The 24871-nt window shown below is 43.3% G+C and carries 20 protein-coding genes; 10 read left to right on the top strand and 10 right to left on the bottom strand.

The features are described 5' to 3' along the window. Positions 1-2 precede the first annotated feature (2 nt). Both FXV77_RS09995 and FXV77_RS10000 read left to right on the top strand, forming a co-directional pair. Complete coding sequence (locus FXV77_RS09995; RefSeq protein WP_148919088.1) at positions 3-1469, top strand: RagB/SusD family nutrient uptake outer membrane protein; 1467 nt, start codon at positions 3-5, stop codon at positions 1467-1469. Next, positions 1466-2236, top strand: coding sequence for a glycerophosphodiester phosphodiesterase (locus FXV77_RS10000; RefSeq protein WP_148919089.1), 771 nt, complete (start codon positions 1466-1468; stop codon positions 2234-2236). The genes FXV77_RS09995 and FXV77_RS10000 overlap by 4 nt, the downstream gene beginning before the upstream one ends. 78 nt (positions 2237-2314) lie before the next feature. Here the strand turns inward: FXV77_RS10000 and FXV77_RS10005 are convergent, their stop codons facing one another. The 5 genes from FXV77_RS10005 to FXV77_RS10025 all read right to left on the bottom strand — a co-directional run bounded on the left by FXV77_RS10005 (position 2315) and on the right by FXV77_RS10025 (position 8956). After that, entirely contained in the window at positions 2315-3757 is a 1443-nt protein-coding gene (locus FXV77_RS10005) for a TolC family protein (RefSeq protein ID WP_148919090.1), read from the bottom strand. 26 nt (positions 3758-3783) lie between these two features. After that, positions 3784-6945, bottom strand: coding sequence for an efflux RND transporter permease subunit (locus tag FXV77_RS10010; RefSeq protein WP_148919091.1), 3162 nt, complete (start codon positions 6943-6945; stop codon positions 3784-3786). A gap of 28 nt (positions 6946-6973) precedes the next feature. Further along, positions 6974-8053 (bottom strand): efflux RND transporter periplasmic adaptor subunit, encoded by a 1080-nt coding sequence (locus FXV77_RS10015; RefSeq protein WP_148919092.1) that lies wholly within the window; start codon positions 8051-8053, stop codon positions 6974-6976. 101 nt (positions 8054-8154) lie between these two features. Next, the gene (locus FXV77_RS10020; protein WP_148919093.1) at positions 8155-8541 is read right to left on the bottom strand and encodes a hypothetical protein; all 387 of its coding nucleotides are present in this window, start codon (positions 8539-8541) and stop codon (positions 8155-8157) included. A 70-nt stretch (positions 8542-8611) separates the two neighbouring features. Beyond that, complete coding sequence (locus FXV77_RS10025) at positions 8612-8956, bottom strand: winged helix-turn-helix transcriptional regulator (protein ID WP_148919094.1); 345 nt, start codon at positions 8954-8956, stop codon at positions 8612-8614. 111 nt (positions 8957-9067) lie between these two features. On the opposite strand from FXV77_RS10025, the gene FXV77_RS10030 reads away from it, so the two are divergent. The 6 genes from FXV77_RS10030 to FXV77_RS10055 are packed head-to-tail and all read left to right on the top strand — an operon-like array spanning position 9068 to position 18230. Further along, the gene (locus FXV77_RS10030) at positions 9068-10132 is read left to right on the top strand and encodes an NADH:flavin oxidoreductase (protein ID WP_148919095.1); all 1065 of its coding nucleotides are present in this window, start codon (positions 9068-9070) and stop codon (positions 10130-10132) included. Positions 10133-10179: 47 nt separating this feature from the next. Further along, positions 10180-11340, top strand: a complete 1161-nt coding sequence (locus FXV77_RS10035) for a Pycsar system effector family protein (protein WP_148919096.1) — start codon at positions 10180-10182, stop codon at positions 11338-11340. Between the two features lie 14 nt (positions 11341-11354). Continuing rightward, a complete protein-coding gene (locus FXV77_RS10040; protein WP_148919097.1) occupies positions 11355-12224 on the top strand; it encodes an SdiA-regulated domain-containing protein in 870 nt (289 codons plus the stop codon). Next, the gene (locus FXV77_RS10045) at positions 12221-13315 is read left to right on the top strand and encodes a metallophosphoesterase (protein WP_148919098.1); all 1095 of its coding nucleotides are present in this window, start codon (positions 12221-12223) and stop codon (positions 13313-13315) included. The genes FXV77_RS10040 and FXV77_RS10045 overlap by 4 nt, the downstream gene beginning before the upstream one ends. A gap of 15 nt (positions 13316-13330) precedes the next feature. Continuing rightward, positions 13331-15643: a hypothetical protein gene (locus FXV77_RS10050; RefSeq protein ID WP_148919099.1), complete on the top strand. Its 2313-nt coding sequence runs from the start codon at positions 13331-13333 to the stop codon at positions 15641-15643. Positions 15644-15671: 28 nt separating this feature from the next. Then, entirely contained in the window at positions 15672-18230 is a 2559-nt protein-coding gene (locus FXV77_RS10055; RefSeq protein WP_148919100.1) for a BamA/TamA family outer membrane protein, read from the top strand. On the opposite strand, the gene map is transcribed toward FXV77_RS10055, so the two are convergent. Next, positions 18231-18995: a type I methionyl aminopeptidase gene (map, locus tag FXV77_RS10060; protein WP_148919101.1), complete on the bottom strand. Its 765-nt coding sequence runs from the start codon at positions 18993-18995 to the stop codon at positions 18231-18233. It abuts the gene before it with no gap. A 126-nt stretch (positions 18996-19121) separates the two neighbouring features. On the opposite strand from map, the gene FXV77_RS10065 reads away from it, so the two are divergent. Then, positions 19122-19970 (top strand): helix-turn-helix domain-containing protein, encoded by an 849-nt coding sequence (locus tag FXV77_RS10065; RefSeq protein WP_148919102.1) that lies wholly within the window; start codon positions 19122-19124, stop codon positions 19968-19970. A 6-nt stretch (positions 19971-19976) separates the two neighbouring features. On the opposite strand, the gene FXV77_RS10070 is transcribed toward FXV77_RS10065, so the two are convergent. The 4 genes from FXV77_RS10070 to FXV77_RS10085 all read right to left on the bottom strand — a co-directional run bounded on the left by FXV77_RS10070 (position 19977) and on the right by FXV77_RS10085 (position 23481). Next, positions 19977-20687: a YoaK family protein gene (locus FXV77_RS10070; RefSeq protein ID WP_222867768.1), complete on the bottom strand. Its 711-nt coding sequence runs from the start codon at positions 20685-20687 to the stop codon at positions 19977-19979. A gap of 236 nt (positions 20688-20923) precedes the next feature. Continuing rightward, positions 20924-22057: a metallophosphoesterase family protein gene (locus FXV77_RS10075; RefSeq protein WP_148919104.1), complete on the bottom strand. Its 1134-nt coding sequence runs from the start codon at positions 22055-22057 to the stop codon at positions 20924-20926. A gap of 112 nt (positions 22058-22169) precedes the next feature. After that, the gene (locus tag FXV77_RS10080) at positions 22170-23018 is read right to left on the bottom strand and encodes an SDR family oxidoreductase (protein ID WP_148919105.1); all 849 of its coding nucleotides are present in this window, start codon (positions 23016-23018) and stop codon (positions 22170-22172) included. Between the two features lie 52 nt (positions 23019-23070). Then, positions 23071-23481 (bottom strand): Rrf2 family transcriptional regulator, encoded by a 411-nt coding sequence (locus tag FXV77_RS10085; RefSeq protein WP_148919106.1) that lies wholly within the window; start codon positions 23479-23481, stop codon positions 23071-23073. Between the two features lie 176 nt (positions 23482-23657). Between FXV77_RS10085 and FXV77_RS10090 the strand changes: the two genes are divergently transcribed. Then, on the top strand, positions 23658-24782 hold the full coding sequence (locus FXV77_RS10090) for a lipid II:glycine glycyltransferase FemX (RefSeq protein ID WP_148919107.1): 1125 nt from the start codon (positions 23658-23660) through the stop codon (positions 24780-24782). The last annotated feature ends 89 nt before the right edge of the window (positions 24783-24871 follow it).

A 24871-nucleotide genomic window follows, 5' to 3' on the forward strand; every position in this document is an offset into this window, starting at 1 on the left:
AGATGAAGAACAACCGTATTTTAACCGTCATCCTTTTATGTTTATTGTGGGTAGTTTCATCCTGCGATGATCTGTTGGACATTGACGTAAAGGGACAGTATACCGAAGAAAACTATTTCAAAAATGAACAATCTGTCGTGGATGCCGTTACCGGGCTTTACGGAATATTGATTGCGGAAGATTTTGTAGCCCATGGGGATTATACATGGGATATCGCATCCGACGATGTATACCGTGCTGGCGACCATTCCGAGGACGAAGCGATAGAAACGTTCACCTTTGATGCTTCCAATCCACAGTTGAGTGCTGGCTGGACGTGGAAATATGAAATGGTCTCGAGAGCTAATATTATTCTTACGCACGTACCGGGGCTTTCCGATATTTCTCCGGAAATAAAGGATAGAAGTCTGGGAGAAGCCTATTTCTTTCGGGCTTTTGCCAATTGGTGGTTGTACCTGCCCTATGGCGAGTTTCCACTGCTTACCCAAGAGGATGTCGCAAATGCAAATTATAATAAGCCGAAAGCGAGTATCGAAGAGGTGTTGCAAGCTATCGAACAAGATCTCCAGGCTGCAGAAGAGCTTCTTCCCGCAACATCAGGCGCCGGACGTATCAATAAAGGTACGGCGTGGGCTTATTTAACGCAGTTGTATATGCATTGGGCGAGTTACCCGGATAACGATAGTAAACTGGATCTGGCTATCCAATCTGGCGAACATATTACGACCAACACCACGTATAAATTGGCAGACAACTTTCAGGATAATTTTCGTCAGAAAACCACCGCACTTCCCGAAATGCTGCTATATGTGACATCTTCGCAAGCATGGCGGAATTCGTCTACCATATATTATTTCAGTCCGCGCACACTCGGGGGATGGAACTTTTTCCACCCGATGAAAAGTCTTTTTGATGCGTTTGGTGATGATTCACGAAGGTTGGCCTCGATGTGGAGTGATGGAGATATGATTGATGTAGGAAACACAAAGGTAGGATATGATGGTAATAGCTCCGAAACAGGTTATCATTTTAATAAGTATACGACTTTCACTCCGGAGGGTAAACTAAGTTTTGATTTGCTCATTCCGCTGATGCGCTCCAGTGATGTTTATCTATTGGTCGCAGAGGCCAAAATCCGGAAGGCGGGAGCAGGTGCCGGTGATGCCGAAATTAATCTGGTGCGTACAAGAGCACACGCCAGACCTATCTCGGGAGCGGATAAAGATGATCTTATATTGGAAAGAAGGTTAGAACTGGCGGGAGAAAATAGACGCTTTTTTGATCTGATCCGCTGGGACAAGATCGGGTGGGTTGATATAGCAGAAATATTGAAAAATCCGGATGCGGTATACCATACAGATCGTAATCGTATTAATTTTTCAAAACCTAAGCATTACTTTTTTCCACTACCGCAAGTAGAGATTGACAAGAGTGGTGGCGTGTTGGAACAAAATCAAAATTACAAATGAACAAATATATATTTTTGATGCTCCTCATGCTGGGAGTAGCACCTTACTGTAAAGCACAGTTTGGTCCATTTAAATTGATCGCCCATAGGGGCGGAGTCGTAGATGATAACACCGATGAAAATAGTATAGCTTCGATAGAAAAAGCGGCGGAGAAAGGATACTATATGGTGGAACTCGATGTGCGTATGACCAAAGACAGTGTCTTAATCGTACAGCACGACCGAGATTTAAAGCGATTCTTTGGTGTCGACAAAAGAGTAGATGAGCTAAATTGGAATGAATTACAGTCCTTTAAATCTACCAATGGACATATCATACAAAAGTTGAGCGATATGTTGCGCGTGGTGTCGGACAAGGGATTACAGGTTATGATCGATCTTAAGATACCAGGCTACCACCCGCGTAGATTTGAAGAAATCTATACCACGCTGTCCGATTTTCATCTGGCCGATCAAGCCTTGATTATCCCTAGCGAGGATGCAACAGACTACTTTAGGGGGAAAATCAAACTAAGCTGTACAAGAAAGCAAATTGAAGGCTATCAGCAACGAAAGGACTATGCTGCAAATCACTATTATTTATTTAGCAATCCCTCGCCCGACGATTTTCAATGGGCAAAATCAAACAATATACAAGTGGTGGGGGTCATCAACTATCATCCCTCGAAAGAGGACAATTATGAGAAGGTGGCGAGAGAGTTAAAAGAAACAGGAGTGGAATATATCCAGTTAGATAGCCGCTTCGATAAGTTTTTTAGAAAGCGTTAATAAAAACTACAGTCATAATAACTTACTTTTAATAACACCCGAGACGAATGCCTCGGGTGTTTTTTTTAGGCTGTATACTTACTGCCATCCGCCACCTAAGGAACGATATAGGTTCACTTTAGCCATATATTGGTCACGTTGGGCTTCAATGAGCTCCATCTTCGTTTCTAAAATATCGCGTTGTGTCATCAAAACCTCCAGGTATTCTGCGTGCGCAGCGTTGAATAAGTCATTTGCAATTTCGATGGATTTGTTAAGGACATGTACCTGCTTGGCTTTGTACCCAATGCTTTCTGAAATGTTTTGATAATTGACCAATTGATTGGCAACTTCGATATAGGCATTTAGCAACGATTGTTCATAGCTGTATACCGCTTGAACTTGTTTGGCATTGGCGCTCTTATAGTCGGCTTGTATCGCTCTTTTGTTGACCAACGGTGCCATTAAATCTCCAGATAGCGAATAGATCAGTGATTGCGGCGTTTTTAGTAAATACGCGGGGTTGAAAGCTTGATAGCCGAGGTTAGCAGATATGCCGACCGATGGATAAAACCGTGCTTTGGCAACCTTGATATCTAGATCTGCGGCAGCGATTTCCAGTTCTGCCTGTCGGATATCGGAGCGATTGGTCAGCAACTCGGCCGGCAATCCAGGCGCGAGAGACATGAGACTGCTATTGACGGCATAGTCTGCCTCGGGTCGGGGGATGTGTTGAGGATATCGGCCGGCGAGATAGTTTATCTTGTTTTCCGTTTCTACGATTTGCTGCTGTACGGCAAACTGCAGACTTTGGGTTCGTAGCAACTCGGCTTCGAACTTTTTCACCGCCAGCTCTGTGACGCGTGTTGCCGCTTTCTGGACTTTTGCTATTTCCAGTGCCTGCGATTGCAATTGGATGTTTTGCTGAATCATCCTGTTCTGTTCGTCAAGAGCTAACAATTCGTAGTAGGAGCGGGCAATCTCGGCAACAAGGTTGGTTACCATGAAATTTTTACCTTCGATCGAAGATAAATAGCGGAGTTGTGCAGATTTGGTCGCGTTACGCAGTTTTTTCCAGATGTCAATCTCCCAGTTGGCAACAAGCGCAAAGCCTACGTCTGGCATCGGTTCGGGGTTTTCTTTCCCGTGTCGGATTTCAACTTGTCTTTCCATCGCACCCAAAGGCGTATTCTCGCTGCGCTTTTCTATTCCGCCCTCCGCTTTTATACCTACCGCCGGAAGATATTCTCCATGACGTGCCGTCACTTCATTGGCCGTTATCTCGATTTCTTGCATCGTGATTAGGAGTTCCTGGTTGTTTTGAAGTGCGCTATCAACGATAGTCGTCAAATATGGATCGTGGAAGTAGTCTTTCCAGTCAATTTGCGCCATATTGGTTCCGCCGTCGTTTACGGTTTGATGGTCGTATTGCGTAGGCAGTGCTTTATGTACTTCCTGTTTTGCTACCTTGGGGACACCACAGGCTGCGGACAGGATGGATAGCAGGAGAATGCTGCTGTAAGATATATATTTTCTCTTCATCTTTTTTCTGATAAGTTTGCTGGATGTTAATTCTCTATGCGTTCGGATAAAGGCATCTTCTCTTCGTATTTAATGAGCTTGCGTTTGTTGGCAATGCTCCCAAATAGAAAATAGAGACCAGGCACAACAATAACACCGAAGATGGTTCCCAACAACATGCCACCTGCCGAGGCGGCACCAATGGTTTTGTTTCCGATAGCGCCCGGCTCATGCGCAAACAGCATAGGTAGCATACCGGCTACAAACGCGAAAGAAGTCATCAAAATCGGTCGAAAGCGCGCTTTAGCACCGTGGATGGCAGCTTTATAAGTGGATAGTCCTTCGGCATTTTTCTGCATGGCAAATTCGACAATAAGGACGGCGTTTTTGCCCAAGAGCCCAACGAGCATAACGAGCCCTACTTGTGCATAAACATCGTTCGATAGCCCCATCAGTTTAAGCAATAGAAATGTTCCGAAGATACCTGCGGGTAACGACAGGATCACCGCAAAGGGAATGATAAAACTTTCATATTGTGCAGCGAGTACGAGATAAACGAATACTAAAACGATACCAAAAATGTACAGCGCTTCGTTACCGCGTGCAGCTTCGTCTTTTGTTAGTCCTTCCCAACCGATGCCATAACCTCTCGGAAGGGTCTGTGCGGCTACTTCTTGAATAGCTGTAATGGCCTCGCCTGTGCTATAGCCTGCTGCTGGTTCGCCTTTAATGGATGCTGATGGATACATGTTGTATCGCGTAATTTCATTCAGTCCGTGGGTCTTCTTCATTTTCATGAAAGCCGCATAAGGCACCATCTCGTCCCGGTTGTTTTTGACATAAAGCTTCATGATATCTTCCGGGAGGGCGCGGTGTTCCGGAGCGGCTTGTACATAAACTTTGTAAAAGGTGCCGAAGCGGATAAACCCCTGTTCGTAGGTACTGCCAATCAGTATCGACAGGTTATTCATAGCGGTCTCGATATTAATGCCTTTCTGCATAGCGGCTTCATTATCGATTTCCAATTCGTATTGTGGATAATTGGCACTAAAGAAGGTGAATAATCCTGTTAATTCTTGACGTTCGCCAAGTGCTTTCATAAAGTCATTGTTGACCTGTTCGAGCGCCTTATAATCATCTGAATTGGTCTTATCGAGTAACCGCATGGAAAAACCACCTGCAGCACCGTACCCTGGCACCGCCGGCGGACCAAAAAATTCGATCGTTGCTCCGGCGATATCTTTGGTTTCTTCTTCCAGTTCTTCGATGATTTCCGCTGTGGTGTGTTTGCGTTCGGACCAGTCTTTCAACGCGATCAGACAGGTGCCGGCATTGGACCCCCGGCCTTCTGTCAACACTTCATATCCAGCTAATGCCGTCACAGAGGATACATCGTCGATATGTTCAGCAACATGCTGTAGTTGCGTGGTCATGTCATTCGTTCGTTCTAAAGTGGAGCCTGGTGGCGTCTGCACGATCGCGTAAATCATACCTTGATCTTCATTGGGAATAAAACCGGAAGGTAGGGTACTGCTGATTCCGACGATTGCTACAGCGAATATGGCGAATAATAAAAACGTAATGAGCCTGCGGTTAACCAGCCGTTTCATCAACACGGCATATCGGGTCGTCGTACGCTCGAAACGTTTGTTGAAACCATCTAGCAGCTTGTCCAAGATGCTTTTCTTCTTCTTTTTGCCATGCTGGCCTTTTAATAGCATGGCACACAAAACGGGTGTCAGTGTTAAGGCAACAAAACCGGAGATTACGATGGAGCTGGCCATGGTAATCGAAAATTGCCGGAAAAATACGCCTACCGGACCGGTCATGAAGGCTACTGGAATAAACACTGCGGTCATCATCAAGGTAATAGCGATAATAGCGCCGCTAATTTCCTTGACGACCTCGAGCGTTGCGGGATAGGCATGCATATGTTTGTCATGCATCTTCGTATGTACCGCCTCCACCACCACAATGGCGTTATCCACCACAATACCGATGGCTAAAACCAAAGCGAACAACGTAATCAAATTGATCGTCAGTCCGAAGGCCTGCATACAGAAGAATGCGCCAATTAAGGACACCGGAACAGCGATGATGGGAATTAAGGTAGATCGCCAGTCGCCTAAAAAGATAAAAACCACCAAAGCGACCAATATAAAGGCTTCGACAAGGGTATGGACGACTTTATCCATCGAGGCATTCAAAAAGTTAGATACGTCATAGGTAATTTTGTAGTCCATCCCGGGAGGAAATGAAGACGCTTTAATCTCTTCAAGCTTGTTTTTTATCTCTTTTATAACGTCGTTAGCATTACTGCCATAACTTTGTTTGAGCGTGATGGAGGCAGAGGGTAGACCATCTAGATTGGAGTAGATATCATAGAATTCACTTCCGAGTTCCACTTTTGCGATATCTTTCAACTTGATGCTTTCACCCTCTGGATTGGATCGGATAATAATGTTGTCGTACTGCTCAGGCTTATTATACCGGCCTTCGTAGGTTAAAACGTATTCTAAAGACTGTGTTTTCTTACCTGTACTTTGGCCTAAGCGCCCTGGTGTTCCGATGATGCTCTGTTGGGCCATCGCTTCCATGACTTCTTCTGTCGAGACATTGTATGCACGCATGCGGTCGGTATTGAGCCAAACGCGCATAGCATAGGTGCGGCTTCCCAATATTTTTGCGCTCCCGACACCATCTAGGCGGCTTATTTCATTAATGATGTTGACGTTCGCAAAGTTGTATAGAAACTTTTGATCTGCATGTTTATCTTTACTGAACACGTTGACATACATCAGCATGTTAGGAGAGGTATAGCTAACGACTAAGCCTTCGCGCTGTACGAGCTCGGGTAGGTTGTTGGTGACTTGCTCTATGCGAGTTTTTACGTTCACCATGGCCAGACTGGGATCTGTACCAAGGTTAAAATAAACCATGATAGCGGCTTCCCCGGCGCTGGTGGCATCAGAGGTCATATATTTCATGCCGGGGGTACCGTTGATGGCTTTTTCCATCGGAATGAGTACCGATTCGGTAAGGACATTCGCACTCGCTCCGGGGTATGCAATATTCACGACGACAACCGGCGGCGCGATATCCGGAAATTGGGAGATGGGTAAGAAGTTGATGGCCAATATCCCCATAAGTACGATAAAGATGGACATGACGATGGCCAATACGGGGCGTTTTATGAAGTTCTCAAACATATGTTATGTTTTAAATGTGTTATATTTATTATTCACTGGGCAAGGTCAATTTATCTAAGACCTGTTGCGGCTCGTGGTAAGCAAATTTTATTTTATCACCGTCCTGAACCTTGCGAATGCCTTCCAGCAATATTTTCTCGTCACCGTTCAAGCCGTCCGCCACCACATATAGATCCGGGAGCTCGGCTTTAACGGAAATGGGGGTAAGTTTAACCGTTTCGTTAGCATCCACGACATATACATATTTTTTATCCATGATTTCGAACGTCACCTTTTGTGGGATAAGGATACTTTTCTTGAAAGGTTTAGACATCAGGATGGTACCGGTCTGTCCGTTTCGCAGAAGATTATCTGGATTAGGGAAGGAAGCCCGAAAGGCAATATTGCCTGTTTCGTGGTTAAAGTCTGCTTCGATAGTCTCTACTTTTCCTTGTTGGGAAAACACCTGTTGATTCGCCAACAATAGCTGCACATTGCTGACGTCCTGCTGATCTTTATTGGTTTTGAAATCGAGGTATTCGCGTTCCGTGACATTGAAATAGACCCACATGGTACTGTTGTCGGAAAGACTCGTCAGTAGTTCGCCTTCATCCACTAGACTGCCCAGTTTAAGCTCCAGATGATCGATGTAACCATCGTAGGGAGCGGTAATTTTGGTGAACTGTAAATGTGTTTTTGCCAGTTCCATTTCGGCTTCCGCTCTTTTCAGTTTCGTTTGGGCCAAGGCTAATTCGTTTGGTGCAATGATTTGCTTATCCGCTAATGCCTGTGCATTGCTTACTTCCAACGTACTTGCCTCCACTTCGGCTTGAGACTTAAGATATTCTGCCTGATAAATTTTAGGCATAATTTGGAAAAGGAGCTGCCCCTTGTGTACGAATTGGCCTTCATCTACATAGATTTTCTCCAGAAAGCCGCGTTCTTGCGAACGTATTTCAATATGCCTGGCAGAGCGGATCTGGCTGACGTATTGTTGCGTAATAGTGGTGTCTTTAATAAGGGATGAAGTAACGGGGAAAATGTTGTCTTCTTTCTCTGTTTGATGAGAATGACAGGACGATAGGGTCAACAAAGTGCCCAACGCGCCAAAAAAAATGATACGTTTCATAAAAGTTTATTTGAAATAATATGGATTGTTTTTCAATAACGATGTCCGGACACCTATTGAAAAACAGGAATTATTAAGAAAATTTGCGAGGTAGCGTTATCCTAAATTCTAAAGTTGGAAAAAAGAAGGTATCGGCCAGCTGGATGTACGTCTTGTGGAGGAACAAAGCCATAAAGCACCGGTCTTACTTCTGGTAATATGGTATAGTATAAAAACTGGATCAGTAGGGTTGTAAAGGATGCTGCTGAAAAAGGGAAATTGATCAAACTGGAATCACCGTTCTCCAAAACCTCGGAAAGGTTTTTGTGAAACGCTACAGGTATACGCTCGAATGAAACGGAAGTGTCTATCTTGTGGAGTAAGGTCGTTTGCTGAACGTTTGAAGAGCAGCAGGGAAAATGTATAGCCGCGTATAAATCAAAGCTCCCTATGATCTGCAGCATAAGAAGCAGTACGACGGCAATATATTGTTTAATCCTTTTTCGCATATTGCGAAGCAAATGTATAAAAAAAAGCAAAATCTCAATAAGTATATATGTTTTTTTTATTGTAATCTTTTTATAGTGGTTGAAGGGTATCCGTTTGCTCATGAAATTCTTCATTCCATTTTACCAGCTGACACATGATCGGTATCAACGCTTTTCCCTTTGCTGTCAAGGAATATTCAACCCGGGGAGGTATTTCCTTGAATTCTTCTCGCATGACAATACCGTCTTCCTCCAATTCTTTGAGCGAGGAAGTTAAAACTTTTCTTGAAATGCCCTCTATCATAACGGCTAACTGCCCAAAACGAATCTTTCGATCAGCTAACTTATAGACAATGACTGGCTTCCATCTCGTGCCTAATATTCCCATCGAACGCTGCATGGCGCAGGAACAATTTGTAAAATCAGTTCTTTTCATCTGCTATTCAATAACAGTTACATTAAAGTAACTACTTTATACTATTAATAGTTACAAAAGTAAACTAATAAGTCTAGATTTGCAGCATATTAGATTAAAAAAAACAAAAAGATGAGTATACAAACACTATTTAGCCCCTTCAATTACAAGAAACTATCTCTTCAAAACCGTTTCGTCATGGCGCCGATGACCCGTGCTTTTGCTGCCAACGGCATCCCAGATGAAAATATAAAAGGTTACTACGAACGTCGGGCCGCTGGTGAGGTAGGCTTGATCCTGACAGAAGGTACTGTCGTAGAAAGACCGTCATCAAAGAATATCGAGACGATACCTAACTTCTATGGCGCACAGGCGCTAAATGGATGGAAGAATGTGTTAGAGGCCGTTCATCGTAAAGGAGGTAAGATAGCACCACAAATTTGGCATGTAGGTAACACACCCTACCAATGGACGCCCCCGGCACCGTTCGAGAGTCCGGACACGATGACATTGGAGGATATTGAAAACACCATACAGGCTTTTGCGAATGCTGCTAAATCAGCTAAAGATTTGGGTTTTGATGCATTGGAAATCCACGGTGCACATGGTTATCTGATCGATCAGTTTTTCTGGGAGGGAATGAACCATAGAACGGATGATTTTGGCGGTAAAACTTTGAAAGAGCGGTCTAAATTTGCAATTGACGTCGTGAAAGCGATGCGGCAGACGGTAGGACCCGACTTTGTCATTATCTTGCGGCTGTCTCAATGGAAGCAGCAGGACTACACCGTGAAGCTCGCAAAAACACCAGCGGAATTGGAAAACTGGATTTTACCTTTAGTGGATGCAGGTGTAGATATCTTCCACGGTAGTCAACGGAGGTATTGGGATCCGGAATTTGAAGGTAGTGACCTTAACTTTGCCGGCTGGTTGAAAAAAGTTTCCGGTCAACCTACGATAACGGTAGGATCTGTTGGACTTGAAAAAGATTCTGCTGATGTATTCACTAATCCCGAATCAAAATCTTCTCCTGCTTCACTAGACGAATTGGTTAGAAGATTCGAAAGAGGAGATTTTGATCTCGTAGCCGTGGGGAGAGCTGTTTTGCAAGATCCAAACTGGGTAAAGAAAGTTCATCAACAAAAATTTGACGAATTGACCACCTTTGAAGCAAAAAGTTTAGCGACGTTATCTTAATCAATCTTGATTTTTCGTAGATTGCACGTAATCCCAATATGGAAAGTATGAATTACAAGCATCTACAGGAAAAGGCGAAACAATTTGCTGTAAACTTTATCCAACAAAATAAAACGGAGACGCATTGCTTTCACGATAATATACATACGGATGATGTAGTACTCGCAGCGGAAGAAATGGCTGCACATTATGGTCTGGATGAACAGGATCGGTTTGTCGTAACCTGTGCCGCATATTTTCACGATCTCGGATATTGCTCCGGGGGAACCGCAGGGCACGAGGCGCGGAGTGCAGATTTAGCGTTGGCATTTTTACAAAAGGAGGGGATTTCCGAAGATCTGCAGCAAAAAGTGAAAGGCTGTATCTTAGCTACGCAGATGCCCCAATCGCCAACGAATCTCCTCGAAGAAATCGTTTGCGATGCAGATCTTTTTCATCTGGGGGGTGACACATTTGAAGTCAGAAACAAGTTGATGCGTCAGGAGGCTGAACAGGTAGCTGAATTCAAAATTGCTAAAAATGTATGGCGGGATCTTACGATACAGCTGCTGAAAAAACATCGCTATCATACCGACTACGCGCGACAAAAGCTCAATGAGGGCAAGCTAAAGCATATTAAGGAGCTGGAAAAGCAACAAGGGAAATTTTTAGCTAAAAAAACAGCGGATAACGCTGAAAAAAGACCGGAAAGAGGTATAGAAACTATGTTTAGGGTTTCTACGACGAACAGCCAACGGCTAAGCGATATGGCGGATAACAAAGCCAATATTTTGCTCACCGTTAATTCTATTATACTTTCTGTAGTTGTCGCTGTGCTGGTGCAAAAGCTAGACACAAATCAGCATCTTACCCTCCCAACGGTATTGCTCCTGGTGGGTGTGGTGACCACGATGGTGCTCGCGATTTTATCGACTATACCAAAAATCAAGGACGGCCGTTTCAGCCCCGAAGATGTGGGAAATAAGACCGTGAATCTTTTATTTTTTGGGAACTTCCATCAAATGCCGTATGATGCTTATCGTGATGCGATGAGGAAAGCGATGGATGACTATGAATTTCTATATAGCATGCTAACACAGGATGTTTACGCGCAAGGGGTGGTACTGGGTAGAAAATATAAATTGCTGCGATATGCATACGGTGTCTTTATGTTTGGATTGATCATATCTGTCGTGGCTTTCATCATAGCAGTGATTCTTGTACATTGAAAAATTCTAAGCACATGAAGCACTATCTTCTCATTGGATTATTTTTGTTTACCATTGGCATGGGTGGCTGCCAGTCGCAAAGCCCAAAAGCCACCTCCGTAGCCGGAGGTAAAAATTCTATTCCTTACTTGCTGACGGCGGATGAAAGCCATGCCATGCCAAAAAAACTAGAAGAGATATCAGGTATTACGTTTATAAAAGACCAACCAAGCCATATATTTGCCATACAGGATGAAGACGGATTGCTTTTTGAGTACGACCTGCTAAAGAAACAGATTGTCTTAACGACTTCTTTTGCTTCAAAAGGAGACTATGAAGGGCTGACAACCGATGGTCAGTATTTTTATGTACTGAAAAGCAATGGTCACATCTACAGTTTTCCTGTTGAACATACCTCGGCATCTGGAAAGGTGATCGTCAATAAGGATTTGGTGCCGAAGGGAGAATATGAATCCATGGCTTTCGACGCATCCAGTAGTCGTCTTTTTCTGTTGTGTAAAGTGTGCAAGATAGATAACAAAGGGGAAGTCGTTTCTGGATATATTTTGAAGGTAGGTGAAAGCGGTCGATTATCCAACGGGGGAGAGTTTAGCTTACAGATAAGTGCGCTTTCGGCCCTTGATAAAAGAATCAAAAAGACGTTTAAACCTTCGGCCATGGCCAGACGGGAAAGCACGGGGGAGTGGTATATTCTTTCTTCCATCGATCAGGCACTCGTGATTACGGACGACGCATTTAAACCCAAGGAGGTGATACACTTGCCGCGGAAGACCTTTGAACAACCGGAAGGAATTGCCTTTGATAAAGATGATAATCTTTATATCAGCAGTGAAGCGGGTCGACAAAAACAGGGAATGATTTATAAATTTAATCTTATAAAATGATAGCACGCCTCCTATTGATTTGGTTATGGATATACCCGGTTCTGCTGCATGGGCAAGAGATCGGGGACCGGCTTATTTTGATAGGAGATGCGGGCGAGATCAATACAAAACAGGAAATGTTGATACCGGCTGCCGCAGAACTGGTATTACCGGATAAAACCAAGGTTTACTTCTTGGGAGATAATATTTATCCTACTGGAATGGGGCTGGATGACAGTAGCCGGCTGCAATCTGCTGATATACTGCGGTCACAATTTGAGCCGTTTAGACAACGCGGCGTGCCCGTATATTTTATGGCGGGCAACCATGATTGGGATAAATCGGGACCTGACGGACTGGCCAAAATCAAAGCACAGGAAGCTTTTATACACGGTTTGGCAGATAGCGGTCTTCGGTTCGTTCCTTCTGCTGGTAAGCTGGGCCCGTTTGTGGAAATGCTGACGGACAGTATCGTCATCGTAATATATGATAGTGAATTTTGGCTTTTTCCACACCACGACACTGCTCAGTCTGCAGATCTATTGCAACAAAAGAATGAGTTTCTGGCGAAGTTGACCAGCCTGGCAGAAGAACACAGTGAAAAGCAACTTCTGGTGATGAGTCACCATCCGATGAGATCATATGGCGAGCATAGTTTGAAATTTTCTGTAACCGACCATCTATTCCCGCTACGTAAGGTGTGGAGAGGCTTGTATATACCTTTGCCGGTGGTAGGCTCGATATATCCGCTGTTACGATCCACGGTGTTTAGAACGGCAGAGGACTTAAAGCATCCCCGTTACCGCGAACTAATCGAATCCGTGACAAATGCCTTCGGCAGCCACCCTAGCGTGATCTATGTCGCTGGGCATGATCACGGGCTGCAACTGATTCAAGACGACACATTTACGCAAGTGGTTAGCGGCTCCGGTGCAAAAACTTCCAATATCCGCACAGCATCGGATTTGCGGTATAGATTTGGCCAGCAGGGCTTCACGGTAATGGATTTTTTGACAAATGGTGAAACGAAAGTGAGCTTTTATATCGTAGACAAAGATCTGATCAGAAAAGATTTCGAAGCTTCTCTTGTGGATGGGAAAGCCGTACACTAAACACAAACATGAGCTATGTTGTTAAAAGACATCCAAATAGAAAACCTACAAGAATCTCCCTTGGGAACGGGTCATATCTCGCTGGCTCCCTTGACTACCTACCTGCATAAGATACTGGACAGCCTGGGTGGCAGAAGGCACCTAATTCCATGGTTTGGCTTGGAAATGATCAAAGGCGTCGAGCAGACACATGGGGAAATTGGCGAAAGCAATCTGGAACCTTACGAGGGTGTATTCGAGATGATACATTCGTTACAAGACGGTCTGCGTTTGGAAGAAAAGGGACTATGGGGGCTTGGGTACCCTATACCTCAACAGGCCTTTTATGGAACCGCTGAATTTTATACCTTCATTGAATCTGATGCACGATTAATTTCAGAGGATAAAAAGATAGGCTTAACCCCGATCCAGCAACTGCTATATAGTGTCATTCTGGAACGATTTTACGAAATTCCCACGAGCACGAATAAACTTCTTTATAAAGTGGATCAAGAGGGTGTAGACCGTTATTACGAACTCGGGGTGGATTTTTCCTTTGTGGATATACAACGAAAAGGAAAGCTACCGGCTATTGATCTAGCGACATTGCGTGATAAAGATGAGTATTGTCTCGAGGATGTTGAGCCCCTATTTCAGTTGCTGGATCCTAATAATTTTACGTTCAACGGTTTTACGATACTCACATTCGAGGACAAAACAGTTGCTTATGTTTCGGACTGGCTCCATACAATGATCGCTAATCTATCCCAATATAAACAAGAGCGTTTTTTCGGAGAACTGCATGAAATTCTTTCGACAATCGCGGGATCCAAAGAAATCTCATCTTCGTTACTGCCGGTTCTGGAGTTGAATGGATATCCGATATTTTCGTCCGATTTTACGCGGGAGAGTATCTTTTTTCGGGAGCTGCAAAAAAGAAATATTTCGGGCGTGATAGATCCTGCAACGACTGCTTACCTCGAAAAGCCTTATCCTGTACTTTATGGAATAGAAAAATCGCTGGATACGGAGGATCCGTTGTTTCGTGAGCTGATCGAACGGGAGGGACTGGCTTCTTACATTAGTATTCCGCTCAAACATCGACAGAGCCTGGTGGGGTTTGTGGAACTGTATAGCTACATACCTAACAAGCTGGACAAGACTACGATGATGATCTGGAAAACATTTATTCCATTATTAACACAACTCACTGCGGAGATTGTTTTGCTTTTCAAAAACAGCCTCGAACGTATTATCCTGAATAATTTTACAGCACTTAATCCAGCAGTAGAATGGCGTTTTAATGAGGTAGCGGCAGATCGCCTTGCCGCCTATATGCGGGAGGAGGAGGAACCATCGATGGAGAAGGTACGGTTTGAAAAAGTGTATCCTATATACGGCGCCATCGATGTAAAAGGCTCAACGCAGCTGCGTAACAAGATTTACAAAAAAGATAATCTGTCGAAAATAGACCACCTTGAACATTTTTTAGATACCTTACCCCGCGATAATGAAGACGGTTTGATTGCGGAATTGAGACGTCGAGCAGGAAAGATGAGAAATTGGTTGGAGGCGACAGATTACGAAAAACATATGCTCGATGTTTTCTTGTTTCTTCAGGAAGAGCTGTTCGAAATATTGGAAAGTATCAAATCCGAAAACGCGGTTTATAAATCTCTCATCGACAATTTTGTGAACCAACAAAAAGGCCTAGGCGGTAACCATACGGATGTTTTTGAAACATCGCTCCAGCAACTGAATAGCCTGATCAAGGACGAAGTACAGCAGTTCAATGCTACTGTACAGGATATTTTCCCTTCGTATTTTGAGCTCTTCCGTTCTGACGGCGTAGAGTACGATATGTACGTGGGACAATCGATAACGCCCACAAAAGTATTCGAACCTTATTTTTTAAGAGAAATCCGGAAGCAACAGATCATCTCCATGGCTCGTATCGGTATACATGCAGCGCAGATAGCGACATCACTTGTCGTACCCATGCAGGTTACACTGTTAATCTTCGTGCATACCTCGACAATTGATATCAGCTTCAGGGAGGATGAGCGACGTTTTGATGTGGAAGGAGGCTATAATATCCGTTACCAGATGGTGAAGAAAAGGATAGATAAAGCACGGATAAAGAACAGCAAAGAGCGGCTTGTGCGCCCCAATACATTGGCTATCGTGTTTCAGGGGGATATGCTGGAAACAGAGATTGGAGACCTATTAGCCGAAGTAGCCGCAACGGGTTTACTGAAGCCCGATTTTGAATTTTGCACGTTGGAAGAGATACAGGGAGTGAGTGAGCTGCGGGCGGTGCGTGCCGATATCGTGTTGGATGAAGATTAAAGAAACGATGCCACTTGAACGTTAACGTATGAAGAGATTTTTGCGGATTATTGGTTTGATCATGTTGAGTGTTTTAAGTACCTATGCGCAGAAGCGGGACAGCATTACGGCCGTCATCGCCCCAGAATATGATAAGGTGGGTCTGGCACATCGGTATTGGCTTGGCGATAGTTATCGGAAATTGTATAATACACCGGTAAAGATGAGGGTGATGGATCTTAGCGTGGAAAAGGGTGGGCTCGAAGTGGTGAAACTTGGTGGCGGTATGCAAACGCAATCGTTGCGTCTAGTTGACACCACAGGAAGGGAATGGGTATTACGCTCTATCCAAAAATATCCCGAAAGGAGTCTCCCCGAGAGCCTTAGAAAAACGGTTGCCAAAGACATCGTCCAAGACCAGATATCCATAGCACATCCTTTCGGTGCACTGACGGTACCTCCGTTTAATGTAGCCTTAGACATTCCACATGCATCTCCAGAATTGGTGTATGTAGGTGATGACTCCAGACTGGGCGAATACAGGGAAATCTTTAAAAACAGACCGTATATGTTTGAGCCCAGAATGCCGTTTGAAGATAGTAAAACCGATAATACGCTCAAAGTGATCCGACAGCTGCTGGAGGATAATGATAAATGGGTAGATCAGGAATTGACGCTGCGTGCCCGTCTACTGGATTTTGTCTTAGGCGACTGGGACCGACATGAGGACAACTGGCGCTGGGACCCGGAGAAGGAAAAAGGCAAGAAGGTATATACGCCGGTACCTCGGGATAGAGATAAGGTATACTACAAGACGTCTGGTGTGTTCCCCATTTTGCTTTCTTACCAATGGCTTAAAGCGAATGTGCAGCCTTTTGGTCCTAAAATTAGAAATGTGGCTCACTGGAATTTTAACGCACGTCATTTTGATCGTTTTTTTCTGAACAACTTGGGTAAGGACGACTGGCAACGGGAGGTGACCGTGCTGCAACAAACGTTGTCCGATTCCTTGATTAATCGGGCTATGCAGCAAATGCCCGATACGATTATTGCCCTGAGTGCGGACGAGTTGGTAGCGAATATAACCGCTAGACGTGATGGATTGATGGAATCTGCTATGGAGTACTACAACTCTTTAGCACGGGTAGTCGATATACCGTTGTCGGGAAAAAACGAATTTGTAGACGTCCGCTACCGGAAGGATGGTCGCATTACTTTGGATGTGCACAACAAGAAGAAAGATGGTACAGAAGGACGTCGTTTATTGAAACGAACCTTCCTGCCCGAAGAAACGAAAGAACTGCGCGTCTATGGTATTGGGGGGCAAGATGTGTATAAACTACGCGGGTCAGGTCGATCACCTATCAAACTGCGCGTCATCGGCGGAACAGGACATGATCATTATGAAAGGACAGACGCCTTTCAAAACGGAAGAAAGGTCTGGCTTTATGAAAGTAAGGATACGGCATCAAATTCTTGGAATAACCTTGATGCTGTACGTATGCAGCTGCGTGCAGATAGCACGGTGCATGCGTATGTATACGACAGCTTCGTCTATGACCGGAAAGGTATTCTTTTTAATCTCAACTATGGAGTTGATAGAGGATTGATTCTAGGATTAGGTTACCTAATCGAAGACCAGGGATTCCGAAAAAAACCCTACGCCTACCGACATGAGTTTATGGCAAACTACCTCACGGGTCGAGAGTCGTTTATGTTGTATTATTCGGGCATCTTTAAGGAGTTGGTGGGTAAACAGGACCTGACGGTTAAATTCTCGTCTTTGGGGCCAAAGAATCTCAGTAATTTTTTCGGTTATGGTAATAATACGATTTATGAAAAGGGAGAAAAGGGTATTGACTTTTATCGTAACCGCTATGACGTTGTGGATGGCGATATATTTTTACAGCATAATTTGGATGAGCGTTGGAAACTTTACTACGGCTCTTCGTCGCAATTTTACAGTAGCAGTCTGGAAAATAACAACGGGCGGTATTTTGAGGAATGGTATGCTCAGCATCCTGATGAACCGCTATTTGGGAACAAATTTTTTACAGGCTTAACCTTAGGGAGTGCATATGATAGTCGGGACAATGTCGCGAATGCAAAGAGGGGAGTATGGTGGACAAGCAGGGTGGACTGGAAGTCGGAGCTTGGTGGGCAACAGCTAAGCCACATAATGCTACAGTCTTCATTCAGTTTCTACAGATCAACGGCCGATGAACGATTGACCGTGGCTAATCGAACGGGCTTTGAAACTGTTTTGGGAGATCCCTACTTTTTCCAGCATGCGCAGATTGGCGGAGAGCAGAGCCTACGAGGATTCAATTCGAGAAGATTCACCGGAAAAACGGCGCTATATAATAATCTAGAGGGTCGGGTCAAGCTCTTTAGCTTTGCATCTTACCTACTTCCTGGTACGCTGGGGGCAATCGGGTTTTACGATCTAGGCCGAGTTTGGATGACGGACGAATCCTCCGATACTTGGCATATAGGGTATGGGGGAGGCCTCTATTTCATGCCTGGCGATTTATTGACTATCCAGGGTGCGGTTGGCTTCAGCAAGGAAGCAATATTGCCGTACATTCGCGTAGGACTGGCTTTTTAATTAATCCCAAATCCCGTTCATTTCCGTTAATACAATCGGATTTCCGCCGGTAACGACAATGGTGTGTTCGTGCTGCGCCATATACCCACCTTTGTTTCCAACCATCGTCCAACCATCAGGGAGTTCTACTGCATAAGAAGAGGTGGTGGAAATGAAGGTTTCAATAGCCACAACGGAGTTTTTCTTAAATCGTCTTTGGTCAAATCGGTTTTTATAGTTGAGTAATTCATCCGGCTGTTCATGTAAACTTCTCCCGATGCCATGTCCGCCAAGATTTTTAATAACCTGGAAGCCATTTTTTTTTGCTTCTGTTTCCATCAAAGACCCAATTTCCGAAATTTTTATACCGCCTTTGATATGGTCAATGGTTTTTCTTAAAATTTCAACGGAAGTATGCACTAATTTTTGGTGTTGGTCTCTATCATCTCCAAGAATAAATGATGCACCATTATCTGCCCAAAATCCATTAAGTTCCGCCGACACATCAATGTTGATCAACGTACCTTCTTCTATCATTCGGTTGTCTGATGGGATACCATGGCAAAATTCCTGTCCTGTACTGATGCATGTACAACCGGGGAAACCATAGGTTAGGTGTGGTGCTGATCTTGCTCCAAAACTCGCGAGGACTTTTGCTCCATAATCGTCTAACTCCTTCGTCGACATCCCAACCTGAACATAGTCGCGCATTTCCCTTAAAGTGCAGGCTACAGCCTCACTTACTTTCTTCATTCCGATTAATTCTTCTTCTGTCGTGATCAACATAATTTTGCTTTTATTCGTTTAGTATGCGCTATTCCATTTCTACTTTATGATTCAACGAAATTAAAGCTTACGTAAGGAGTAGGAAAGTAAAAATCGGACAATTTTAATGCGTATATTGCAAGCGATATGCCCATCAATTTTTTACAAAATATTAAAGTATCGGATTCGCTCAAGTTAAACCCAATAGCGGATCAAGGTGTGCAACGTTTTGATTTAGTAACGGAGCATATACGAGATGCTTATATTTTCTCCTGTAGCGGTTTGAGAGGTAACCAACCTTTATTTAACGATGGTTGTCCGTCCCTTATTTTTATGCCCCAGAAATCGGATGTCGTAATTTTAACGGAAAAGGGCGAAACGCGAAAAGTTAACTTTGCTTGGATATGTTGCGGGGTCATCAAAAATACGTACTGGGAAATACCAAACGACCTCGAATATATTTTGGTTATCCGTTTCCAGCCCTCATCTTTTTATTCGCTTTTTAACGTGCGTCCCTCCGTCTTTTTTTCAAAACCAATCTGTAATTTGGAAGACATTGTGGGGGAAAAATGGATGCAGATTTTTAATAAAATGTATGAAGAAAAAACATGGACGGAGCAGCTCTCTTTTTTAGATGATGTTTTTTCATTATTCCAAACCAATCATAGCTGCCCACATATTTTAAACGCCGCTACGAATTATATTGAAGATAAAAGAGGTAATGCGACTGTTTCAGATGTTCTTCAACATTTAGGTAAAGGAGTTAATGCAAAATGGTTACATAGGAATTTTGTTAAATATATCGGGATTTCTCCCAAAAGGTATATTTCTCTTCAGCGATTTATTTATACCTATAGACAATACAAAATAAGTAAATCTGAGGGTTTTTTGGACGTCATTCTGCCTTCGGGTTATTATGATTACAACCATTTTTTGAAGGACTTCAAGCGCTACATTGGCATAGCACCGTCTAAGCATTTCGGGATTAAACGATAATGACAACTATGATAAGTTTCTTTCGCTTGATTTTGTTTTCCAGCGGTAACGATTGTGGTGGGACAATCGCCTTTTTAGATGGAAAAAGCTGAGTTTAAAATAATCGTAAAACATCGCCATGATCAACAATCCTACAGCTACCAGAAGGGTTTTAAAATGGAATTGAGGGACGAGAAATCCGCCAAGGACAGAACCTATAAAAAAGAAAAAAATGATGAAACATTTTAAATAAACACCCTGTTTTAAATTTTTTAAACGGTGTTTGTAGCGTTTTCGAAAAATGAATAAAGATAATTCTATACCTAAGTCGGTAAACAAACCCGTTAAGTGGGTTGTACGTACCACGGAGTTAGAAACGCGGGTCACTAGTGCATTTTGAAGACCCATGCCGAATAACAAAACAAGAGCTAATACGTTAGCGTTGGCCCAGGTAGAAGAAGATAAAGCAACAAAAAGTAAACATATTATTTCAACGGAAATCGGAAAAATATAAGGGCTCGCAACCGATCTTCTTGAAAAAAGCTCTATCAATAAACTCGAACAAAATGCACCCAACATAAAGGCGGCGACATAGAATACAAATACGATTGATGACGCATATTTATGGAGTACGATATTTTCTGCAAAATAAGCGAAGTGACCCGTGACGTTGGTTGTAAGGACCTGCAATTGCATCACACCACTGACATTTACCAGGCCGGCAACAAATGACAGCATGGATGCTAACCTTAAATTATGTGTATAGGTTCTTTTTTTTCCTTCGTGGCGAAACATTTTACTTTTAACCTTCTTATTAAGATATGGACAAAGGTAAACAAAATTAACTCGGTATACTCCAATGTGATAATTTTGTCGTAACAGATCAATACGGTTCCATGCCGATAAAAATGCTGCTATATATTGAAATCTGAATGCTTAAAACGAGGAAAATCACGACCTTGACATCCTCCGCGTTACGCTTCGGAGAACATGGAGCGTTGCAACGGAATTTCGAAACGGTCGTATAACTTGGCTTCCATATCATCCGGTTGGGTCAACGTATAATATGCTCCCGTCAGTTTCAGGCCTTCATCCGTTCTGATAATCCCCATTTTAAGAAAACCAAAACGCTCCTCGCAATAAGCAACTAGTTCGACGTTACTGTTCTCAAGTTGTAAAGGGGCGACTGTGAGATCATCATAGGTCGCGATGTTATGAAGAAGCGAATAACCCCCGGCACCGGCTACAATATACGGTACCATATTACCGTCTGGATATGTTTTATGAAAGCGCTGGTAATTGTGTACATGACCGCTGAACACAACATCGGGTATGACGGAAGCTTCTGCGAAAGCGTTCTCTAGAAAATCAATCATGACGATACTTGATCCGTGGTTCGTATCGGCCGAGTATGGAGCGTGATGTATACATACGATAATAGCCTGCTCATCTCGCTGTATGGCGGCATCCCGTAATTCTTCTATAAACCATTCGCGCTGCTCATCGGTAATGATACCATGCTTGGTGGCGTTGGCATACAGACCTATAAAACGTGCAAGCGGTGTTTCTAATGTCCAATATACATTGGGCTGTACCATGCTCTTCCGGTTGACGCCTGAACCATAACTTACGGGTCGGCTGTGTGTATCACAGAAGACATCCATGAAGGCGTCGAGACTTTGGTACGGACTGGACGCACTCGGATTGATATCGCCATCGTGGTTACCCGCTATAGCGAAGATAGGAGCTGGATAATGATTATAAGGCTTTAGAAATTGTACCGGATATTCATGTGCTTCACCATGATTATAAACGATATCGCCCAAATGGAAAAGGAAAGTAGGCGGTGCATCCGGATGTTCTTCAATTTGTTGGGCTAGCGTATGGGCAACCGTTGCCTGAAAATCAGAATGACGGACACTGCCCGTGTCGCCAACCATGTGGAAAAACATACGGTCTTGTATTTCGTTGGTCGTTTTCCCAATGACCTTTTCTATGTTCAAGCGATATGGATATTCGCCCGTAGGAGTAGGTAACGGTTTGAAGTTGTGTGAATCATCACTGGTATGGGTCAACACAACTGGGACATTGTATTTTATATTTTCCATAAAGCAAACATAAGAAATCAATATTAACTTAATGTGAAATGATGGATACTTAACATGATAAGGCAGACTTATGACATAAAAGAAACCAATAAGCCTGCCTTGATTCATTATTTTAAGCCAGTGCTTCTTTAACAGATTCGGCTAACGGCGTTGTGGATCGTCCGATTAAATGGGATAAAACCTTCTTGTCGTCGAATAGATCACCTTTGGAGGCGCCTACATCCCAACTCGCAATAGCTTGTGCAAGTGGTTCAGGTAAACCTAACGACGCCAGTACATCGGCATATTCCGATTCGGAAAGGTTATTGTAAGGGATGTCTTTCCCAGTTTGTCGAGAAATTTCGGCAGCTAAGTCTTTTAAGGTATACGCTTCGTCTCCTGCTAATTCGTAGACCTTTCCAACCTGATCTTCACTGCTCAGCACGATTGCCGCTGCTTCTGCGTAATCGGCGCGTGAAGCAGATGAAATCTTGCCGTGGCCTGCACTTCCTACAAACGCACCGGCACCCAAAGCACCCGGAATGGAAGCAGTGTAGTTTTCCGTATACCAACCGTTTCTTAAGATGGTGTAGGGAATGCCAGAAGCTTTGAGTAGTTCTTCGGTTTCGAGATGTTCGGGTGCTAAGCTCAAAGAGGACGAGTCTGCACGAAGAAGGCTTGTATAGACAATCCATCGGACACCCGCTTGACGTGCGGCATCGATAACATTTTGATGTTGTACCTTGCGCTGCCCAACCTCATTTCCAGAAATGAGCAAAAGGTGGTCGATCCCCTGAAGTCCTTCAATTAGGGTTTCAGGTTTGTTGTAATCAAACGCGGAGGTTGCAATACCTAGATCTGTAGCTTTTTCCGGCGAGCGTACAAGCGCAATCAAATTATCCGCATCTACACGTTGTTTTAATTTTTCTACTACCAAACGACCCAGTTGTCCAGTAGCTCCGGTGATTCCTATTTTTGTCATATTATTAATATTTATTTGTAATAAGATTTGTTACATTAAGGGGCAAAAAAAATTATTCAAATTGCTCTACAAAATTTTTAAGCGTTTTGTGAGAAAGGGCAGTAGACACCATCTCATCCGTTTCGACAAAAAGTTGATCCAATTTTTTGTTGATATGTTTTCCTATGGGGCATTTTGGATTGGGAGTTTGATTTTTTTTTCCTAATACGCTCGTGTTTTTGACAGCTTTGTAAATAGCAGCCAAACTTATTTCATGGGTTGGAACCCCCAACATAGACCCGCCTTCTTTACCTTTTTTGCTGATCACCCAACCTTGATCCTGTAAAAAACCGAGTTCTTTACGAACAATTACCGGATTGATATGGATACTACCTGCAATCCAATCCGAGCTCAGCCACTGTTCAGGAGTTTTACCCAAAAGCGTCAATATATGTATCACTGTTGCAAACCGTGTGTTGTTCATGGAGGCAAAGTTAATCATAAATATTTAACTGTAATAAATAATATTACAGTTAAATAAGGGATGTACTTTTATAGATAATATATAACACATTAGTGACAAATAAGAGCTGTTTAATCCAAACATTTTGGCTATGTTCGCAGCTTTTGGTTTTGAAGTCATGACTATAATTTTTACATATGATCGCGGAATTAGAAGATAAGGAAATTAAACAAGTTTATAAGACATCCATTATCCAACAAACGGCCTATTGGTCTGAAGTGAAAAACTTACAAGGATTGCACACGAGAGCATTCAATTTTAGAACGAAACAATCCGATTTATATATCGATAGTAAAAGTGATGCTTATTTTATAGGAGATTTATTGATTGTTATCCAACCGATCGATAAGGAGCATAGTATTGCTTATGTACCTTATGGTCCCGAAGTAGAACCATCGGAGGAAAATCAAGGTTATTTTTTGGAACAGCTGTCCGAAAGCTTACGGACACTTCTTCCGCCGAAGTGTATTATGATCAGGTATGATTTGCCTTGGCAATCCCTATGGGCAAAAGACGAAAGTTGTTATGATCTGCACGGCAATTGGCTCGGTGTACCGGAAAAAAGTATACAGGAGATCCGGCTCAATTATAGTACGACCCATTGGCGATTGAGAAAAGCCAATACCGATATTCTTCCTTCCAATACGATGTTCATGGATCTGCGGAAGGATGCGGATATGCTCTTCGGGAGTATGAAACCGAAAACACGATATAATATCAACCTGTCGAAAAGGAAAGGTGTAAATGTACGTTCATTGGGAATTGAAAGTTTAGAGATTTGGTATGATTTATATCGTCAGACAGCGGCTCGAAACAATTTCTTTTTGCATGATATCCATTATTTCCGAATTGTACTCTCCGCCAGAGCGAACGATACTTCTTCACCCGCAGATGTGTATTTATTGGTTGCCGAAGTCGAAGACAAGCCGCTAGCGGCGATGTTTTTGGTAATCTCGGCCAATAGGGGGACTTACCTCTACGGAGCTTCCGCTTCAGAAAACCGAAATTATATGGCTACTTATGCACTGCAATGGCGTGCAATGGAAATGGCGAAGGAGCGGGGTTGTACAGAATACGACTTTTTTGGAACGGCACCCAACCCGGACCCATCTCATCCGATGTACGGACTTTATCGGTTTAAAAAAGGTTTTGGTGGGGAGATGTACCATCGTATGGGATGCTGGGATTATCCCTTGGATACAGAGAAATATAGCTATTACACTTCGGTGGAATTTAAAAACCAACGTTACCATTTAAGTTAATACTGATTTTATATATCACTATCCCCCCCTTTACCTTAAAAGGGTCACATCCGGAAATTTGACAACTGTAGAAGTCCATTTTTTGTATT

Source organism: Sphingobacterium phlebotomi (assembly GCF_008180195.1).
GTDB lineage: Bacteria > Bacteroidota > Bacteroidia > Sphingobacteriales > Sphingobacteriaceae > Sphingobacterium > Sphingobacterium phlebotomi.